Origin of the sequence: Kordia aestuariivivens (genome assembly GCF_014397005.1) — a bacterium.
Classification (GTDB): Bacteria; Bacteroidota; Bacteroidia; order Flavobacteriales; family Flavobacteriaceae; genus Kordia; species Kordia aestuariivivens.
The window spans coordinates 417,248-435,160 of sequence record NZ_JACGWS010000001.1 but is presented as its reverse complement, the minus strand read 5'-3'; the positions used below and the strand labels follow the sequence as shown (position 1 = coordinate 435,160).

General features: G+C 33.9%; 18 protein-coding genes. 13 read left to right on the top strand and 5 right to left on the bottom strand.

The features are described from left to right. Window positions 1-78: 78 nt before the first annotated feature. The 5 genes from H2O64_RS01945 to H2O64_RS01925 all read left to right on the top strand — a co-directional run bounded on the left by H2O64_RS01945 (window position 79) and on the right by H2O64_RS01925 (window position 3,869). On the top strand, window positions 79-864 hold the full coding sequence (locus tag H2O64_RS01945) for an SGNH/GDSL hydrolase family protein (RefSeq protein WP_187560450.1): 786 nt from the start codon (window positions 79-81) through the stop codon (window positions 862-864). Window positions 865-922: 58 nt separating this feature from the next. Further along, complete coding sequence (locus tag H2O64_RS01940; RefSeq protein WP_187560449.1) at window positions 923-1,480, top strand: hypothetical protein; 558 nt, start codon at window positions 923-925, stop codon at window positions 1,478-1,480. A gap of 68 nt (window positions 1,481-1,548) precedes the next feature. Next, on the top strand, window positions 1,549-1,899 hold the full coding sequence (locus tag H2O64_RS01935; protein ID WP_187560448.1) for a YciI family protein: 351 nt from the start codon (window positions 1,549-1,551) through the stop codon (window positions 1,897-1,899). A 3-nt stretch (window positions 1,900-1,902) separates the two neighbouring features. Next, a complete protein-coding gene (locus H2O64_RS01930; protein ID WP_187560447.1) occupies window positions 1,903-3,150 on the top strand; it encodes an RNA polymerase sigma factor in 1,248 nt (415 codons plus the stop codon). 98 nt (window positions 3,151-3,248) lie between these two features. Continuing rightward, window positions 3,249-3,869: a hypothetical protein gene (locus H2O64_RS01925; protein ID WP_187560446.1), complete on the top strand. Its 621-nt coding sequence runs from the start codon at window positions 3,249-3,251 to the stop codon at window positions 3,867-3,869. 69 nt (window positions 3,870-3,938) lie between these two features. On the opposite strand, the gene pckA is transcribed toward H2O64_RS01925, so the two are convergent. The 5 genes from pckA to H2O64_RS01900 form a co-directional block, all read right to left on the bottom strand. Continuing rightward, on the bottom strand, window positions 3,939-5,543 hold the full coding sequence (pckA, locus tag H2O64_RS01920; protein WP_187560445.1) for a phosphoenolpyruvate carboxykinase (ATP): 1,605 nt from the start codon (window positions 5,541-5,543) through the stop codon (window positions 3,939-3,941). 31 nt (window positions 5,544-5,574) lie between these two features. Next, window positions 5,575-7,404 carry an SLC13 family permease gene (locus H2O64_RS01915; protein ID WP_235982748.1) on the bottom strand — a complete coding sequence of 610 codons (1,830 nt, stop codon included), beginning with the start codon at window positions 7,402-7,404 and terminating at the stop codon, window positions 5,575-5,577. 301 nt (window positions 7,405-7,705) lie between these two features. After that, window positions 7,706-8,467 (bottom strand): LytR/AlgR family response regulator transcription factor, encoded by a 762-nt coding sequence (locus tag H2O64_RS01910; RefSeq protein WP_187560443.1) that lies wholly within the window; start codon window positions 8,465-8,467, stop codon window positions 7,706-7,708. Next, window positions 8,467-10,254, bottom strand: coding sequence for a tetratricopeptide repeat protein (locus H2O64_RS01905; RefSeq protein WP_187560442.1), 1,788 nt, complete (start codon window positions 10,252-10,254; stop codon window positions 8,467-8,469). Before H2O64_RS01905 ends, H2O64_RS01910 begins: the two co-directional genes overlap by 1 nt. A gap of 21 nt (window positions 10,255-10,275) precedes the next feature. After that, window positions 10,276-10,860, bottom strand: coding sequence for a hypothetical protein (locus H2O64_RS01900; protein ID WP_187560441.1), 585 nt, complete (start codon window positions 10,858-10,860; stop codon window positions 10,276-10,278). Between the two features lie 283 nt (window positions 10,861-11,143). Here H2O64_RS01900 and H2O64_RS01895 point away from each other — a divergent pair, with 283 nt between their 5' ends. The 8 genes from H2O64_RS01895 (at window position 11,144) to H2O64_RS01860 (ending at window position 17,815) form a co-directional block, all read left to right on the top strand. Then, a complete protein-coding gene (locus H2O64_RS01895) occupies window positions 11,144-11,974 on the top strand; it encodes an SH3 domain-containing protein (protein ID WP_187560440.1) in 831 nt (276 codons plus the stop codon). Window positions 11,975-11,988: 14 nt separating this feature from the next. Continuing rightward, window positions 11,989-12,849 carry a GNAT family N-acetyltransferase gene (locus H2O64_RS01890; RefSeq protein WP_187560439.1) on the top strand — a complete coding sequence of 287 codons (861 nt, stop codon included), beginning with the start codon at window positions 11,989-11,991 and terminating at the stop codon, window positions 12,847-12,849. Window positions 12,850-12,864: 15 nt separating this feature from the next. Next, complete coding sequence (locus tag H2O64_RS01885) at window positions 12,865-13,527, top strand: hypothetical protein (protein WP_187560438.1); 663 nt, start codon at window positions 12,865-12,867, stop codon at window positions 13,525-13,527. A gap of 28 nt (window positions 13,528-13,555) precedes the next feature. Then, window positions 13,556-14,101 carry a hypothetical protein gene (locus H2O64_RS01880; protein ID WP_187560437.1) on the top strand — a complete coding sequence of 182 codons (546 nt, stop codon included), beginning with the start codon at window positions 13,556-13,558 and terminating at the stop codon, window positions 14,099-14,101. A gap of 103 nt (window positions 14,102-14,204) precedes the next feature. Further along, window positions 14,205-15,743, top strand: a complete 1,539-nt coding sequence (locus H2O64_RS01875; RefSeq protein WP_187560436.1) for a sulfatase-like hydrolase/transferase — start codon at window positions 14,205-14,207, stop codon at window positions 15,741-15,743. A 157-nt stretch (window positions 15,744-15,900) separates the two neighbouring features. Then, window positions 15,901-16,815: a YitT family protein gene (locus H2O64_RS01870; RefSeq protein ID WP_187560435.1), complete on the top strand. Its 915-nt coding sequence runs from the start codon at window positions 15,901-15,903 to the stop codon at window positions 16,813-16,815. Continuing rightward, window positions 16,816-17,283: a Crp/Fnr family transcriptional regulator gene (locus H2O64_RS01865; RefSeq protein ID WP_187560434.1), complete on the top strand. Its 468-nt coding sequence runs from the start codon at window positions 16,816-16,818 to the stop codon at window positions 17,281-17,283. A 73-nt stretch (window positions 17,284-17,356) separates the two neighbouring features. Beyond that, window positions 17,357-17,815: a hypothetical protein gene (locus tag H2O64_RS01860; protein WP_187560433.1), complete on the top strand. Its 459-nt coding sequence runs from the start codon at window positions 17,357-17,359 to the stop codon at window positions 17,813-17,815. The last annotated feature ends 98 nt before the right edge of the window (window positions 17,816-17,913 follow it).

The following is a 17,913-nucleotide window of genomic DNA, read 5'->3' as shown; positions in this document are numbered from 1 at the left end:
ACAAATGTAGTGAATAATTAAACAAAATTATTTACTACAGAAAGAATTGTATCTTTCGTACGCTAATTTGAAATGATTATGAATATTAAGTATACGCTTGGCGCGATTGTTTCCGTTCCGTTGTTGCCAATTTTGTATGTCCAAGGGAAAAAAATTCAAAAAACGATTCCACAATTGCCTGAAGCGACAGGAATTGAAGGAATCGTAGAAGTTTCAAGCAATCAAACATTCCGGTTGATTACTATTGGCGAAAGTACGATTGCTGGTGTCGGCGCTACCACGCACGAAAATGGATTTACAGGAACACTTGCCAATGCATTGTCAGAACAAGTACAATCTTCTATTTCATGGAAAGTGTATGCAAAAAGTGGCTATACAGTAAAACATGTAAAAGAAAAAATTGTACAATACATTACTGAAGAACCAGTTGATTTAATCGTGATTGGACTTGGCGGAAATGATAGTTTTAAGTTGCATACTCCAAAACAATGGAATGCAGACATTCGTGAGTTGATTTCAAATATTCGTGAGAAATATGCTAAAACACCAATTGTATTCATAAATATGCCGCCAATTAAAGAGTTTCCTGCGTTTACGAGCACAATCAAGTTTGTGATGGGAAACTTGGTATTACATTTTAGTAAAGAACTCGAAAAAATTGTGAACGATTATGAAAATGTGCATTACCATTCGAGAATCATCAAGTTTGAAGAGTACATTGAGCAAATGAATTTAGACGCAACACCAGCCGATTTTTTCAGCGATGGTGTTCATCCATCAGAATTCGCCTATCAAATTTGGGCAAAAGATATCGCGAATTATATTTTGGAAAAAAGAATCCTTTTGACGAAAAACTTATCTTGATAAAATTTCAATCGACTTATAACTAATACAAAAAAATCAATAGTTAAAAATAACATACATGCGTTTACAGTTTACAATCATCACATTCATATTGCTTAGTTTTTCTTCTTGTAAAAAAAATACTGAAACACTTGTTGATGCGTTTATTGACACGCGAAACAACTATGATATTGAGTTACTAAACACAATGATTGACAAAGATTATCAAGAACTTTTTCAAGATGAATTTCTTGAAATTGAAAATAAAGAAACATTACACAATCATATTCTTTGGGCAAAAGAATTAAGTTCAAAAACGACTATTGATGAGGTTATTTTGGCAAACGATTCGTTAATTACAACTATTGAAAGTAATACAAATTATATGGATATTGCCTTGAAAAGAACGCCAAGAACATTTAAGGTTACCTATTACATCAAGAATGATAAAATTCAAAAACAATCTTTTGATACCTTAGTTGGTTACAATGAAAAAAACATTCATGATCAAAAGTTATTAAATGAATTTGAAGTGTATTGTGAAGAAAATGATCTTGGTTATTACACTATGGAAATGACACAAGAAGCTGGGAAATTATTTAGAAAAGCACTAGAATTGTATGCAAATCGAAAATAATTAAAAAATATGTCCTCTTTTATAATTTCTAAAACGTCTTAGAAGTATAACATAAAAAATAGATACTTATGAAAGAATTTATGATGATTTTCGTCGGAGCCGATTATGCCGATTTAGGGCTTTCGCCAGAAGAATTACAAAACCGCATGGGAAAATGGTTCGCATGGGGAAACAAAATGGAAGAAGCAGGAATCCTTCGCGGAGGAAACGCATTGAATCCTCAAATTCGTAGAATTGTTGGAAAAAATCGTACGGTAACAGATCTTTCTTCTGCAGAAGTAAAAGAAATTATTGGCGGTTATTATACCGTGGTTGCCGAAGATTTTGATGCGGTACAAGAAATTGCACAAGATTTTCCAGATTACGATTTGGGCGGAACTGTTGAAATTAGAGAAGTAACCGTTTTTGAAGATCACTAGAAAATGGAATCAAAACTCATAGACCATTTATTCCGTTATCATAGCGGGAAAATGGTCTCTGTGTTAACTCGAATTTTTGGATTGTCGCATCTTGAAATTATTGAAGATGCGGTACAAGATACGTTTATCAAAGCAAGTATTTCGTGGCGACACCAACAACCTGAAAACCCGGAAGCTTGGCTTACAAAAGCGGCTAAGAATAGAGTGTTGGATATTTTCAGAAAACTCAAAGCGGAAAAAAATCTACTTCCAAATTTGCAACAAAGTCGCGATTTTATTGCCGTTAACGAACTTTTTTTAGATACCGAAATTGAAGATGCACAATTACGCATGATTTTCACAGCGTGTCATCCAAATTTAGATCCAAGAGATCGAATTTCGTTTGCCTTGAAAACAGTTTCTGGGTTTAGTATCAAAGAAATTTCTTCTGCATTGTTGACTAAAGAAGAAACGGTAAAAAAGCGTCTTTCCCGTGCACGGAAAACCATCAAAGAATCCTCTATTAGTTTTCACATTCCGCAAGGAAAAGCATTGCCCGAACGTTTGGAAAGCGTGATGGAAGTATTGTATTTGATTTTTAACGAAGGTTTTCATTCCAATAGTAAAGAAAATTTAATTCGTAAAGAATTGTGTGGTGAAGCCATGCGTTTGTGCAAAATGTTACTTAAAAATGAACATACACGCATTTCCGCTGCGTATGCGTTATTTGCCTTAATGTGTTTTCATTCGGCACGATTGGAAGCCAAAATTAATTCCGCCAATGAAATTCTCGATTTGAAACATCAAGATCGGAATTTGTGGCATTCTCCGTTGATTCAACTCGGAAATACCATGATGACAAAAGCTGTTATTGACACCGAATATTCTTGTTATCATTACGAAGCTGCGATTGCTGCCGAACATTTACGCGCATCACATTTTGACGAAACCGATTGGGCAAAAATTTTGTATTGGTATGAGTGTTTGTATGTCATTCAACCGATTCCGATTCACGTATTGACAATGGCAGTTGTCTGTTTGCAAAATTTAGATTTCGCGAAAGCAAAAACCTATTTAGATCAAGTAGAAGCAACTGATTTAGCACAACGAAGTTATTTGTATTACGGAACACTTTCCGACTATTATTTCGCCATAAAAAATATTGAAAAAGCCATCACACATCTTGATTTGGCACTTGCAACGGTTACAAATTCTCTTGAAAAAGAATATTTAGAAAAGAAACGAGCTGTTTTGATTCAAAAAAAAGAATAGTTTCGCACCACAAAAAAATTACAAATTCATCTCCTATATTTTTAAATTTCCCCTAAAAAATAGTAGGTTTACACTTAAACTTAATTAATATTAAAGGTATGAGATTCACTTTTACACTACTTTCCTTCTTTCTTATTGGAAATATTTATTTCGCACAAGCACAAAAATCAGATCCTACAAAAGAGCCAAAAGCAGGAATTGTGATAACGATTAATGGAAAAGAGCATAAAGTTTCCGAAGGCGATGAAGTAAAGCAAGATGGTGCTACGGTTTCTGTAGCTTTAGCAAAATCTAAAAGGTTTAATAATGGAACGATTTCTTTTGATTATCCGACAAGTTTCGGGTTTGAATATGAGGAATCATTTGGTTATAAAAACTGGACATTTGACGGAAATAATTTTGTGATTATGTACTTTGAAGTTGCTGAAGAAAATACCTTAGACAGTTTTGTTGACGAAATTGCAGGACGTTTTGGAAAAGGCAATTGTACTATTGAAAAGACAAGCTTAACACTTGGAGGAAGAAAACTTTTAGGGAAAAGAATCAACGTGAATTTAATGGGCGAAAAGCTAACGTTAGATTTGTTGGAGGTTAAAATGAAAGGTGGTCAAACACGAATTATTGCTTTTCAAGATTCTAACGACGATTATGGAAATGCAACGCAAGAAGGAAAAGAAACAATTGAAATGATTGATAAAACAATGTCTTATAAAAAATAAGACGCTTCGCACCTATAAAACAAAAAAAAGGAGCTTCGTTTGAAGCTCCTTTTTCACATTAATAATCTACTAAAAATGCTCTTCTAAATGATGGTGCTCATCAACAAGAGGTCCGCCTTCCATAATACTTTGCGAAGCTTGGTGTGCAAATTTTTCAAAGTTTAAGTGAAAAGAGTGTGCCAATTGTATTGCTTTACCAACATAAGCACTTTTGTTTTCCCATGTATTTATTGGGTTTAAAATCTCTGTTGGTACTCCTGGACATTCTTTCGGCAAGTGTAATCCAAAAATAAAGTCCTGATCAAATTCTACATTATCTAAATCGCCATTTAAAATAGCTGTAATCATTGCACGTGTGTATTTTAATTTAATACGTGATCCAACGCCATAAGGTCCAGCGCTCCATCCTGTATTTATTAACCAGACATTGACGCCTGCATCTTGCATTTTTTTACTTAACATTTCACCATATACTGTTGGATGCATTGGCATAAAAGGTTCGCCAAAACATGCAGAAAATGATGGTACAGGTTCTGTAATACCAGCTTCTGTTCCAGCAACTTTTGCAGTATAACCAGAAATAAAGTGATATGCTGCTTGTCCTGGTGTTAATTTAGATACTGGTGGTAATACACCAAAAGCATCACAGGTCAAGAAGAAAATATTCTTTGGATTCTTTGCAAAGGATGGTTCTTGAATATTATCGATATGATAAATTGGGTAACTTACACGTGTGTTTTGTGTAATACTGCTATCCATATAATCTACATCTCCATTTTCATTGAATACTACATTTTCTAGTAAAGCACCTGGTCGAATCGCTCTAAAAATATCGGGTTCTTTCTCTTCTGTTAAGTCGATTACTTTAGCATAACAACCACCTTCAAAATTAAAAATAGTATTGTCTGCTGTCCAGCCATGCTCATCATCTCCAATTAGTTTTCTTTCTGGATCTGCAGACAATGTTGTTTTTCCTGTTCCTGACAATCCGAAGAAAATAGCAGTATCACCATCTTTTCCAACATTAGCTGAGCAATGCATAGGTAGTACTTTTTTCTCCACAGGTAAGATCATATTTAGTGCAGAAAAAATACCTTTTTTCATTTCACCTGTATATGCTGATCCACCAACTAAAGCTATTTTTTTAGTAAAGTTGATGATGGAAAAATTTCCTTGACGTATACCATAAGCAGCAGGATCTGGACAAACATAACCTGGTGCACATAATACTAACCAATCTTCATCAAAGTTTTCTAATTCTTCTAAAGTTGGTCTTAAAAACATATTAAAGACAAACATATTAGACCATGGATACTCTGTTATAGTCCTGATATTTGTTCTGTACTCTGGTGCTGCGCACACATAGCCATCTCTAGCATAAATTTCTTTACCAGATAAATAGGCTACAACTTCTTTTTCTAATTTATCAAAATTCTCTAAAGAAACTGGTTTGTTCGTTTTCCCCCACCATACTTTTTCTGTCGTATAATCGTCCTTAACGATAAAACGGTCTTTTGGTGATCTTCCAGTGTACTTTCCTGTGTTAATGGCAAGTGTTCCGTTAGACGTTTCTTTTCCCATGTTTTTCTCAACAGTGATTTTTTGAAGTTCTTCTGGAGATAAATTCCAATGCACAGTTGCATCTTTGATTCCGTAGCGTTTTAAGTCTTTCATTTTATTCAATTTAAAAGATTACTATAATGTGTTAAAATGGCCATATTAGTGGCACAAGTATTAGTGATATAATTAAAAACATAAGTGATAATGGTGCTCCAACTTTTAGATAGTCCATAAACTTATAGCCTCCAGCTGTCATTACCATAGCATTTGTTGTCGTTCCGATTGGTGTAAGAAATGCGGTTGATGCACTTACTGCAACTACAATCATAAATGGTGCAGGTGACAGATTTAGCGAACTTGCTGCGAGAATGGCAATTGGTGCCATTAATACTGCTGTAGCCGAGTTGTTTATTACTTGACTAAATAACGTGGTGAGCAAAAACACACCTCCTAATAATGCAACAGGATGGATGTATCCTAAATATTCTACCAATGCATTGGATATCATTTGTGCTGTACCAGTTTTTTGTAAGGCAATACCCATTGGAATCATAGCTGCAATCATAATAACGCTTGTCCAACTAATGCTTTTGTATGCTTTTGAAACAGGCACACAACCTGATAATAATATTACGCCTGCCGAAATAAGCGTGGCGATGGCGCCAGGTACAATTTTAAAAACCATTAAAATAATCATTAGTACGAGTGCTCCAAGTGCGATATACGATTTTGAACTAAGATTCTCTACATTCTTAGCCATACCTTCAGGACTACCAACAATTACTAAATTTTCATGTTGTTTTTTAAGGTCTCCTATGTGTTCCCAAGTACCTCGAATTAAAAAAGCATCACCTGCTTTTACAATTATTTCCTTGTCTTGTAATGGCTTATTGTTTCTAGAAGCTGCCAATAACTGAATGCCAAATCGCTGAAAATAATCTCCTAGCCTGTATTTTCTACCTACAAGAATAGATTTTGGATTTACAATAACTTCGGTCATTCCGACCTCTTGATTAATTAAATTATGTTTTAGCTCATCTGTAATAGGCTCTAATGGTAGCAGTCCTAATCTGAACTTTATCATCAATTTATTAATTGCTTCGGTATCACCTTTGACCGTTATGATATCGTGATAGCGTAGTTCTGTTTTATGACTCGGGAATTCTTCAAAAGCAGGAACCCTTTTTAATACATTAGGATGTCTTCTTTTTAATCGAATTATCGATACCTGATATTCTTTTTCAAATTGCCAAGAATCAATTGTCGTGTTAATGAGTGGTGACAAAGATCGGATACGCAATCTGTAATAATCATCGTTTATTTTGTAAGCAGCAATCCATTTATGCAAAGTAGATTCAATATCCACAGGTTTGTTATTGGTTTTATTTTTTGGTAAAAGCCTGTATCCTACAAACCGAAAATATAAAAGTGTTATCAGTAATAAGGGTACACCAATCAATCCAAATTCAAAAAAAGAAAATCCTACAAATCCAGCATCAGTCAACGCGTTATTAGCTATAATATTAGGTGGTGTACCAGTTAAAGTTAGTAAGCCTCCTGTGTTTGAGCCAAAAGCTACTGGCATGAGCATTCTAGATGGTAACGTTCCCATACTCCAAGCCGATGAAATGGTGAGTGGCATTAAAGTGGCAACTGTACCTGTATTACTGACAAATCCAGATAAAACGCCTGATCCAAAAGTGATAATAACAAGCAATTTAGCAATACTTTTTCCAGCCCATTCTACGAATTTTTTACCTGCTATCGCTGTCCATCCAGTTTGTGCAATCCCTTCACCTATAACAAAAAGACCAGCAATCATAATTACCGTTGGATTGCTAAAACCACTTAAAGTCTCCTTTAGGTCTAAAATGCCAAATAGAAACAAACTCAGCATCGAAATTAATGCTACGATATCTGGAGTGAATTTTCCCCAAATAAAAAGACCAATGGTAACTGCTAAAATGATAAGCATTAAAGACATAGTAGTGAGTTATTTATAAAATCAAAGTTATTGTGGGTCAGGGAAAATAATTATGATTTATATCATGCTTTCAGTAATAGCACTACTTTTCAATAATTAGGAAAAATCAGTTGAAATATTTACAGATATCAAATACGAAAACGTAATAGGAATGTTGAGTTCATAAAATTTGATAGTGATTAGATCAATTTTATTATGAAACAAAGAAGACAATGAGTATTAATTGGATAAAACCAAATCATAAAATAGTAGCTCAATACTTCTCACTACCATTTTTTTGTTAGTATAATTTTTAAATCGTTCTAAAAAGTTTGAATATATGTTCTTTTTGCGATTTACTTACTGGAATTTTGTGCGTCCCCACAAATAACATATTGCCTTCAAATCCTGTAACTTGACTGATATTGACAATGTAACTTCGATGCGTTCGGATGAAGTTTGCAACAGGCAATTGTTGTTCAACCTTTTTCATGACAACAGCATATACAAAGCGTTCCGATTTTGTATAAATGGTACAATAATTATTATCTGCTTCTATGAATAATATTTCAGCCAACGGAACACGCTCAAAGTGATGATTTTTTTTTAAAAACAAACTGTCTTTTATTTGCAATACTTGCGATGTTTCCACATTGGATTCTTTACTTTCAAATACATCTTTTCCAGGTGTTTTGTTGGAGAAATTCATCAATGCCAATTCAATTGCAATTTTTACTTGTCGATCATTAAAAGGCTTCAAAATATACGCATACGGATGTACTTTTTTGGCGCGTTCTACTAGTGAAGAATCTGCGTGTGATGTTAGGAATATAAATGGAAGGTGATATTTTTCATTGACAATTTTCGCCAATTCAATGCCATCTTGATCGCCTTTTAAAATAATATCAATCATAATGATATCAATATCTTTTTGTGCTTCCAAAATGGCCACAGCTTTTGCAACCGAAGGCGCAATTCCGACAACTTCATAGTTCATATCGGTCAAACGATCGCGAATATCGTGTGCCAAAATAATCTCATCTTCTACTACTAAAACTTTTACTGTTGCGCTCATTAGTTTAATTTTATTTTCATTTCCCAATGTGTTCCTTTTGTGTTGATACGTTCCATAGTTCCTTCCAATTGTTCAATTAGAGATGTAATCAACTTAATTCCGAAAGAATTATTTTTTTCGTTATCAATTTTTGTAAATCCAACACCATTATCAATGACTTGAATGTGTAAGTCTTCAACAGCTTCTTGCATGATGACAATTTTCAACAACGGATCTTCAATATCTTTGTATGCGTATTTTAATGAATTAATGACCATTTCATTGATAATTAGTGCCAATGGAATTGCAACATCAATGCCGATACTAATATCTGCAATGGAAAAACTTGGTTCAAATTTTACGTTATATCCTTCAAACAATCCTAACACCAATTCTTGAATATAATCTTTAAGCGCAATTTTAGTATCCACGCCTTCTTGGTATAACTTTCTATGCACTAACGACAACGCTTCTACTCTATACTTTCCAGATATAATCGCTTCTTGTGCCGGATGACCTGTAAGTTCTCTACTTTGTAAATTGAGCAAGCTTGAAACCATTTGCAAATTGTTTTTCACTCTATGATTTAACTCTTGCAACAACAATGCTTTTTCTTGTTCGCGTTTGCTAATCAGTTCTTTTTGATCGGATAAAACTTGATTCGATTTTTTAATTTTTCGATTTCCTCGATATAACAAATACGCAAAAAATAATAACAATACAAATCCAGAGATTAAGGCAATTCCCCATCTTTTTTGATTTGCGTTTGTAATATTTAAGATGTTTATTTCTGACTCGCGTTTTGTAATTTGATAACCAGCTTTGAGTTGTTCACTTTTTTGAATATTTTCTTTATTGACTAAACTATCTTGATATTTTTGATATATTTTTTGATACTTTAATGCTTCCTCATATCTATTTGAATTTTCATATAAATTAGTCAATGATGCGCTAAAATCTCGAATTTGCTCTTTAAGTCTGGCTTCTTTTGCCATTGTATATGCAACAAGAAATTGTTCTTCGGCTAATTGTATATTGCCTTCTTTTCGATATACATTTCCCAATTCTGAGATATAAATTGACGTAGAATATGCATCTTTTAGCTTTGTAAGAATTGTAATGGCGTCTTCTAAGTTTTCTTTTGCTTCATTAAGCTTTTCCTGTGCAGCATAGACCATTCCCAAATTCCCCAACGTATAACCTTCAATTTCTTCATCTTTTAAGGATTTGTTTAATCGCAAAGCGTTCTCTAAAGTTGTTATTGACTTCTCTAATTGTCCGTTTAAACGATACGTGTCTCCTAAATTTATCAGCGCTAAAGCTTTATACAAATCATCACCAATTTCAGAATAAATTTTTTCTGCTTTTTGAAAGTATGTAATTGCCGGATCATATTCTTTCTCTCCAAAATGATAAGCCGCAATTTGCGCATACGATGCTGCTTGTTTATCTTTCAGGTTTAACGAATCATAAATATGTAATGCCTTAAATATTCCATCTAAGGCATTATTTTTATTTCCTAATCGCTGTTCAATAGCGCCAATTTCTTCCCATGCTTGCGCTTGCAAAACAGGATCATTAATTTCGGTTGCTATTTGTAATGATTGCCTAGCATAATAAGAAGCTTCATCTTGTTGCGGATGGTTAGATGCAATGCTTATCAATAAAGTAACTTTCTCCTTTTTGGATAACTTTTGAGTTTCAAGGACTGTCAACAAACTATCAGTTCGCTGTGCATTTTGTGCAAAACAAGAGAAAGTTAGCATTAGAAATCCTATAGAAAATAGTAGCTGTTTATTAAAAGTCATATATGCTTTTTGATATTAATTTTAAAATGTTCCTCCGCCTCTACCACCAGACGTAATTTTAATCAATGGATCAATCACAAAATAAAAAGTTCTGAGTTTACTTTCCCCAGATGGTTCCGTAATATCGATTGTTGATTTAAAAATAACCTCATAGGAAAGGAACGAAGTTAGGATATCAGTTCCAGCACCTTTGGCTACTGTAATAGCGCATATATCATCAATAGGTTTTATACTTAAAGAGCTATCAGGAAGTTCTAAAATGTTTTCCGGACTTGTATCAAATACTTTTTTCCATGGATCAAGAATTGTTACAGAACTTGCATTAAAATCTTGCCCGACATTGTGTATTCTACAAGCGACTAATTCTAATTCCATTTTTTCAGGAACAGAACCGTCAGGTTTAACTAATTGAAACGCGATTGTTTCGCCACTTTTAAATTCGTATAAATTGGCATCGTTAATGGTAACAAACGTATCTATAGGAATTGGCTTTGCTGAAGTTCCTAAAGCAATATCTGTTTTAGTGATCGCTTCATGTAAACGTTCTACTTGAACTGCAAATGAAATTTTGCTATTGTTTGGATAACTTGTTGATGTAATATGCATAATAAGTGTTTTTAAGTAGTTGGCAGCATATATTTGTTTGGTAAAACACTGTATACTACTCGCTACAAGTTAATGAAATATTGAATCTTAATTAATTTATTATTTAAAGACGCATCAAATGTGACTAATTATCAAACCTAAAAGAAAAAAAATGAGTGAATGGACATATTTCTTTAGTAAACGTTTACTATTTTAATGACAAGCTTTTTTTCAAACTTCAAATTCTCTAAAGTCTTTTAATATTTCTTACATTGAAACATAATTCTAATCAACGAATAGCAACATGAAATTTAATTCCCTAACTTTAAAATTGTGCACGCTTTTTATACTTTTTTCATTAATTTCTTGTGAAGAAAAAACAAAGCAAGAAACACCAAAAACAACTCCTGAAACGACTTCAGAAACCACAGAAACTCCAAAAGAGAACAATACCTATTATGCTTGGGTTGACAATATCAACGTCCGAAATGCTTCCAACACAAAAGGAAAAGTAATTGGAACATATTCATCTAGCGATCCCTTAGAATTTACAGGAACCAAATCTGACGCAAAAGACATCATTGTACTTCGCGGTGTAGCATACGATGAAAATTGGCTAAAAATAACCACAACAGACAACAAAGAAGGTTGGGTTTTTGGTGGCGCTGTAAAAAAAGAAGGCGATAAAAAAGGAAATGGAATCATTACAAAAGATGTGTTTGACTTTCCTTATTTTGGAAATTTCGATGTAACAAAATGGACAGATTTAGGTGTTGTAAAAAGTGAAGCTGGTGACGCAGAAACGAGCACATTTCGCTACATGAAAAACAATCAAATTCTAGAAATTGAAAAAACGGATGTTGGAGAATATGGTTATTATTATACATACAAATTGATGGACACCAAAAATAAGCTTCAAAAAGAACGCAAATTCAGCTTTCAAGCAAATATGGGCGATAACGGAGATCTGATGGAACTCACAGAAATTGTAAAAGATTTTTCAACTAAAAAAGAATACTCGCGCAAACAAATGCTTACGAAGCATTTTATGCAACTAAATTCCAGACCCGAAATGGTAAATGGTGTTTGGAAAGAATCAGGCTTGGAAATAGAAACCAAAAGTGCCTCAGAATAAAAAGTTATAGTTAAATGAACATAGACGAACTCAAATTCGAAAAGTTAAATTTCAACGGTGTAAAAACGCTGGCAACTTGGGCGCAAGAAGAAGGCTGGAATACAGGTCCGCACGATGCGGAAGTCTATTTTGCAACAGATCCTGATGGTTTTTATGGTTTTCATCACAACGGCGAATTGATTGCTGGTGGCTCTATTGTTTCATACAACGGCGAATTTGGTTTCATGGGCTTTTTTATCGTAAAAACAGAATACAGAGCACACGGAATTGGGCGAAAACTATGGTATCACAGACGTGACAAATTGCGTTCCCGATTGCACAAAAATGCTGCTATCGGAATGGATGGAGTTGTCGCAATGCAAGCATTTTATCAAAAAGGTGGTTTTGAAATTGCGTTTAGAGATGTTCGCTACGAGAAAAAAGGAACGGCTTTTACCATTGACAAAAATATTTCTCCCATTGAAGAAACCGATGTTGAAACTATTTTAAAATATGACAAACAATGCTTTGGATTTTCGCGTCCGCAGTTTCTAAAACCTTGGTTGCAACTTCCACTCACAAAAACATTCAAGTATATTGAAAATGGCGAACTCAAAGGATTTGCGATCATTCGAAAATGCAATACAGGTTACAAAGTTTGTCCATTATTTGCGGACAATCTTGAAGTTGCAGAAGCATTGTATAAAGCCTGTTTAAACGCTGTTATTGGCGAATTGGTATACATAGATATTCCCATGATAAATGAAGACGCAAAAGCATTAATCAAGAAATATGAAGCAACCTATATTTTTGAATGTGCGCGGATGTATTTAGGAAATCCACCAGCTATAAACTTCAATAAAGTATTTGGAATTACCACTTTTGAATTGGGGTAAAAACTAAAAAAACAGATGGAACACAAAAAAATAGAAGAAGCGTATAATGAAACTTTCGGTGGACTTACCATGTTTTATAGAGATTGTGAATTGAATCCTGATTATATTTCGAAATACAGGATCAATCAAATTTTACTAGAAAGAAGATTTACAGATGTTTCTGGTTTCGCAGAAGGATTGAGTACAAATTTACGATACGCAATTGCATCTAACAAAGCCAAAGATTTGACGCAAATAAATCCTGCTGTTAGAAAATATCGATTTCATATTATTTCGGCACCATCAAATTATAAAGTGTTAGATATTTATAAAATTGGAACACAAACACAAATTCTATTGCTTCATTTTGATGAAAAATTTAAATCTATTTTTAGCGGAACGACTTCAAATATTGAAGAAAAAGTTATTGGAATGGGACGTGATAGTTTTGACAAAAAAATACAAATGAGTCCAAACGCTGCTTTACACGAAAACGAATGGAAAGATCGTACGCAATTTCCAATTGGAATGTCTGATGATGGTCATTTTTTCTTGGCTTCTACCGATACAACAAAGAATGAGGAAAAGCCCGAAAATATAATTCCGAAAAAGGAAACTCCCAAAAACGATGTTTCACCACAAGAACCTTCAAACCCTACAGAAGAGAAAAAAAGTTTTTGGAAACGTCTTTTCAGCTAACAATTTTAAAATACAAATATACTTCAACATGAATTTTAAAGATGCCGATTTTTATGAAACAAATGCTGAAAACAAAAAACAACTTAAAAAAGAATACCTAATAGCTTACTCTTTTTCGCCAGGTTTGTATGATGATTTGCGAAAAATAAATCTGTTTCTTGACAACGATTTGAATTACCAACTATTTGTATTCTTTTATGAACAGCCGAAAATATTTTCAGAAGAAATAAACGAGGAATTGGTAAAAAAAAGTAGAACATTTATTCAACACCAAAGTAAATTACCAAGTGGAATTAGAACTCTTATACATCAATTCTTAGCACATTCAGAAGCATCTTTAAAAACATCATACTACAACAATAAAAATTTGTTTGGAATTCTTGATAGAACCGAAAAATATTATGAAATCCGTTATAACGATGTATATTATTCTATTGAAATGGGTTTGGATTGTATCGATAAAAAATTATTTGTCACAGAAGTAGATCAACTATTTTTACAATTGACAGCAGCTATTGAAAATTGGTTACAGCAACTGATTGATGGCTTTGTATTCTCACACAACGAAAATTAAAGAATTCTTAAGTACTTCCACTAGCTTTTACAACTACGTAGTTGCACCCTTTTGTAGGTGGAAAATTTATAAGATATTGTTAGTAAACTAAAAACAATTTCTTATGAATTTCTCCAAAAAAAGAGCCAAATTACCTGAACAACCCGATCTCATTTTAATCATTACTGATCAAGAACGAGCAACTCAAAACTTCCCAGAAGGTTGGGAAAAGGAAAACCTGAAAACCATGACATTCTTAAAAGACAATGGTTTTACTTTCAACAAAGCATTTTGTAATTCGTGTATGTGTTCACCAAGTAGAACCACACTTTTCACAGGCGTTTATCCGTCACAACATGGCGTAACGCAAACGCTTACTTTTGGCGGACGTTACTCAGACGCAGAAACACAATTAGATCCAAGAATGAACAACATTGCGCGTATGCTTTCTGGCGATGGTTATGATGTGCAATATCGTGGGAAATGGCACTTAAGTAAAGGCGAAACTGAAAATGGTTTGACAGCTTCCGAAATTGCACTGACAGGTTTTAAAGGTTGGATAGCTCCTGATGCTGGAGAAGATGTAAAACCACAAAATTTTGGTGGCGGTTATGCAAATCATGATGAAATCTACATTCAGCAAGGAATTGATTTTTTACGTCAAGTACGAACCGAACGGGAAAGTGGCGCAAAGCGCGTTCCTTTTTGTTTGGTGCTTTCGTTGGTAAATCCGCATGATGTATTAGCGTATCCAAATGGTGTGAATTACGGATATTCTAAGGAAGATTGGTCTGGAAGAAGTGTTGGATTGCCATATTCTGTGAATGAAGATTTATTGAAGAATGAGAAACCGATGGCGCAATTTCAAATTGTACAATCGGCAAATATACTTTTAGGCGATTTACCTACTGATGACGATAAACTCAATTATATCAACTTTTACGCACATACCTTAACAAAGATTGACAAACAGATTGGCGAATTTATTGATGAATTGTATCTGGTAAGTGACAAAGGAAACCGAATGGCAGACGAAGCTTTATTGATTCGGATCTCAGATCATGGCGAAATGGGATTAGCTCATGGCGGCATGCGTCAAAAAGCATTCAATGTATATGAAGAAACGCTCAATGTTCCGATGGTATTTTCAAATCCGATTCTATTTCCAAGTAAAGATCAAAATGGAGTTCCTATTCCACAACGCACTTCAAATGAACTTGCTTCTTTAATAGACATTATGCCAACAATGGCAGAAATTGCCAATGTAAAACGTCCTTCAAAAGCATTGCAAGGAAACAATCTATTGCCCATTATTACAGATGGAACAGGCGTTCAAGATGAAATCATGTTTACATTTGATGATACAAAAGCAAGTTCGGCGGATCATGCTTCGGCAGTTTTAGCGGCAAATCGCATTCGCTGTATAAGAACCAAAGAATGGAAATATTCGTATTACTTTCACGCTTTAGGAAGTTATCCAACACGTTACGAATTGTATCGCTTAACGGATGCTGAAGATAACGAAATGGAAAACTTAGCGTACAATCCAGAATATGCAGCTATCAGAATTGAATTGGCTAAAAAACTACACGATGCTGAAAAACGACTGTTGCACAGAAACGCTGTTTCTTATGGACCAATTGCGTTGAATCGGAATAATTAAGAAAGTAAAAATCTAGTATAAAAAGCTGTTCGCATTTGTTTGTGAACAGCTTTTTATATTCAGACAAAAGTTATAATATCAAGTTAAATTAGGTATTGAATTGCATTGCTTTCACTAATTTTGCATCATACTTTATACAACTACCTAAAACCACTATATGAAGCAACTTTTCTCAGAGATTTTTCAAATTTTCATAGGAATTCTATTGGCGAGTATTGGCTTAAAAATGTTTTTACTTCCAAACGGATTTTTAGATGGTGGCGTTACCGGAATTGCGATTTTAGTCAGTGAACTTTTTGCCATTGACATTTCTATCATTTTACTCGTTGTTAGTATTCCGTTTTTAGCATTAGCCTGGTTTACGCTGACAAAAAGAATCTTTGTAAAATCGATTCTATCCATTATCGGATTGGCAATTTTTATTCACTTTGAAAATTTCTCTTCAGTTACAGATGATAAACTCTTAATTGCAATTTTTGGTGGTTTATTTTTAGGCGCAGGAATCGGATTAACCATAAGAAATGGTGCTGTTTTAGATGGTTCGGAAATATTAGGGATTTTCATTAACGATCGATTGGGAATTAGTATTGGAAAAGTAATTTTAGGCTTTAACGCCATTCTATTTGCAGTTACAGCGTTGTTACTTTCTGTGGAAATTGCCATGTATTCTGTATTGACATTTTTGGTCACAGCCAAAATTATTGATTTGATGATTGAAGGTTTTGAAGATTTCGTCGGACTCATGATTGTTTCCGAAGCATCGGCAGAAATTGAAGACGAACTTATTCGCATCGTTGGCACAGGAGTTACCTTGTACAAAGGCGCACGCGGTCATGGAAAACGTGGCGCACAAACAGAAAAAGACATCATTCACACTGTAATTAATAGAATTGACATTCGCAGAACGTATAATTTAATTGACAAAATTGACAAACACGCGTTCATTATTGAATTTGATGTAAACAATATAAAAGGTGGAATTCTGACTAAATATTTGACCAAAGAAGGACTCAAGAAACTGTCGCCAGCATTATATAAACAAACTGAGGAATCTGAAGAAAAAGCAACATAAATGGCTACGATAACTGTCAAAAAAGGAGAAATAATTCAACGAAGTGGTGCTTTAAATTCTAAAGTATATTTTGTAAATAGTGGGTTGCTCCGCGGTTATACCATTGACGAAAAAGGAAAAGAACATATTTTTATTTTCGCGCCCGAAAATTGGACAATTGCAGATGCGCAAGCTCCTGAATTTCCATGTGATTTATTCATTGATGCACTTGAAGATTCAACAATTACAGTATTTCAAAAAGATATTACGCAAGAAGGGAAAAATGTAGAAGCTTTAATAAAACGCATGTCCGTTTTACAAAAAAGAATCATCATGCTCATGAGTTATTCGGCTATGGAACGCTTTGAACATTTTATAGAAACCTATCCAAACATTCTTAAAAGAGTTCCCCAAAAAATGATTGCTTCCTACCTTGGAATCACACCAGAAGCTTTAAGCACGATCAAAAAGAGAAAAGGGAAAAAATAAGTGCGTTCTTAATCTACATTAATGGAAAATAGCTATTTGTTCTTCATTTTTGCTTAACTAAACAAATTAAGCAATGAAAAACGCATCACTTTTATTAAAAATTTCAGCTATTTTATGGATCATTTGGGGATTAGTACACATATTAGCAGGCGTACTTACTATGAATTTTATCTTATCAGGAGACATTCCAAGTTCCATTGCAGGAATTGCGGATGCTGTTGATCCAAGTACGTTACAAATGATATATCCTGAAGCTGCCGGCGCAATTATTGGACAACACGGATTTAATTTATTTTGGATTGGAATTGCAACATTTGTAAGTGCTTTTTACATCTGGAAAGGAAACAAAAACGCTATATTCTTTGCTGCAATTACTGGTGGATTGACAGACTTGGGATACTTTTTGTTTTTAGATTTAGGTGGATTTGTAAAATTCGTTCCTGGAACTGTAATGACAATCATTTCGTACTCGGCAATCATTATAAGCTTTTATGTCTATTTTAAAACGAAAAAGGACGCCTCAGCTGAATAATACGCTTCACAAGAATCTTGAAAACTTATTCTTACGTATAGTTCTCCATTTCAATACTTGTATTTGGATTACAGCATATTATACTATAAATTGAAAGT

Bases quoted from the DNA above. Each gene is read 5' to 3' on its own strand.
- H2O64_RS01890 (WP_187560439.1), top strand. From the start codon at position 11,989: ATGAACATAGACGAACTCAAATTCGAAAAGTTAAATTTCAACGGTGTA.
- H2O64_RS01935 (WP_187560448.1), top strand. From the start codon at position 1,549: ATGAAAGAATTTATGATGATTTTCGTCGGAGCCGATTATGCCGATTTA.
- H2O64_RS01900 (WP_187560441.1), bottom strand. From the start codon at position 10,860: ATGCATATTACATCAACAAGTTATCCAAACAATAGCAAAATTTCATTT.
- H2O64_RS01925 (WP_187560446.1), top strand. From the start codon at position 3,249: ATGAGATTCACTTTTACACTACTTTCCTTCTTTCTTATTGGAAATATT.
- H2O64_RS01865 (WP_187560434.1), top strand. From the start codon at position 16,816: ATGGCTACGATAACTGTCAAAAAAGGAGAAATAATTCAACGAAGTGGT.
- H2O64_RS01915 (WP_235982748.1), bottom strand. From the start codon at position 7,404: ATGCTTATCATTTTAGCAGTTACCATTGGTCTTTTTATTTGGGGAAAA.
- pckA (WP_187560445.1), bottom strand. From the start codon at position 5,543: ATGAAAGACTTAAAACGCTACGGAATCAAAGATGCAACTGTGCATTGG.
- H2O64_RS01910 (WP_187560443.1), bottom strand. From the start codon at position 8,467: ATGAGCGCAACAGTAAAAGTTTTAGTAGTAGAAGATGAGATTATTTTG.
- H2O64_RS01895 (WP_187560440.1), top strand. From the start codon at position 11,144: ATGAAATTTAATTCCCTAACTTTAAAATTGTGCACGCTTTTTATACTT.
- H2O64_RS01945 (WP_187560450.1), top strand. From the start codon at position 79: ATGAATATTAAGTATACGCTTGGCGCGATTGTTTCCGTTCCGTTGTTG.
- H2O64_RS01860 (WP_187560433.1), top strand. From the start codon at position 17,357: ATGAAAAACGCATCACTTTTATTAAAAATTTCAGCTATTTTATGGATC.
- H2O64_RS01885 (WP_187560438.1), top strand. From the start codon at position 12,865: ATGGAACACAAAAAAATAGAAGAAGCGTATAATGAAACTTTCGGTGGA.
- H2O64_RS01905 (WP_187560442.1), bottom strand. From the start codon at position 10,254: ATGACTTTTAATAAACAGCTACTATTTTCTATAGGATTTCTAATGCTA.
- H2O64_RS01875 (WP_187560436.1), top strand. From the start codon at position 14,205: ATGAATTTCTCCAAAAAAAGAGCCAAATTACCTGAACAACCCGATCTC.
- H2O64_RS01930 (WP_187560447.1), top strand. From the start codon at position 1,903: ATGGAATCAAAACTCATAGACCATTTATTCCGTTATCATAGCGGGAAA.
- H2O64_RS01870 (WP_187560435.1), top strand. From the start codon at position 15,901: ATGAAGCAACTTTTCTCAGAGATTTTTCAAATTTTCATAGGAATTCTA.
- H2O64_RS01940 (WP_187560449.1), top strand. From the start codon at position 923: ATGCGTTTACAGTTTACAATCATCACATTCATATTGCTTAGTTTTTCT.
- H2O64_RS01880 (WP_187560437.1), top strand. From the start codon at position 13,556: ATGAATTTTAAAGATGCCGATTTTTATGAAACAAATGCTGAAAACAAA.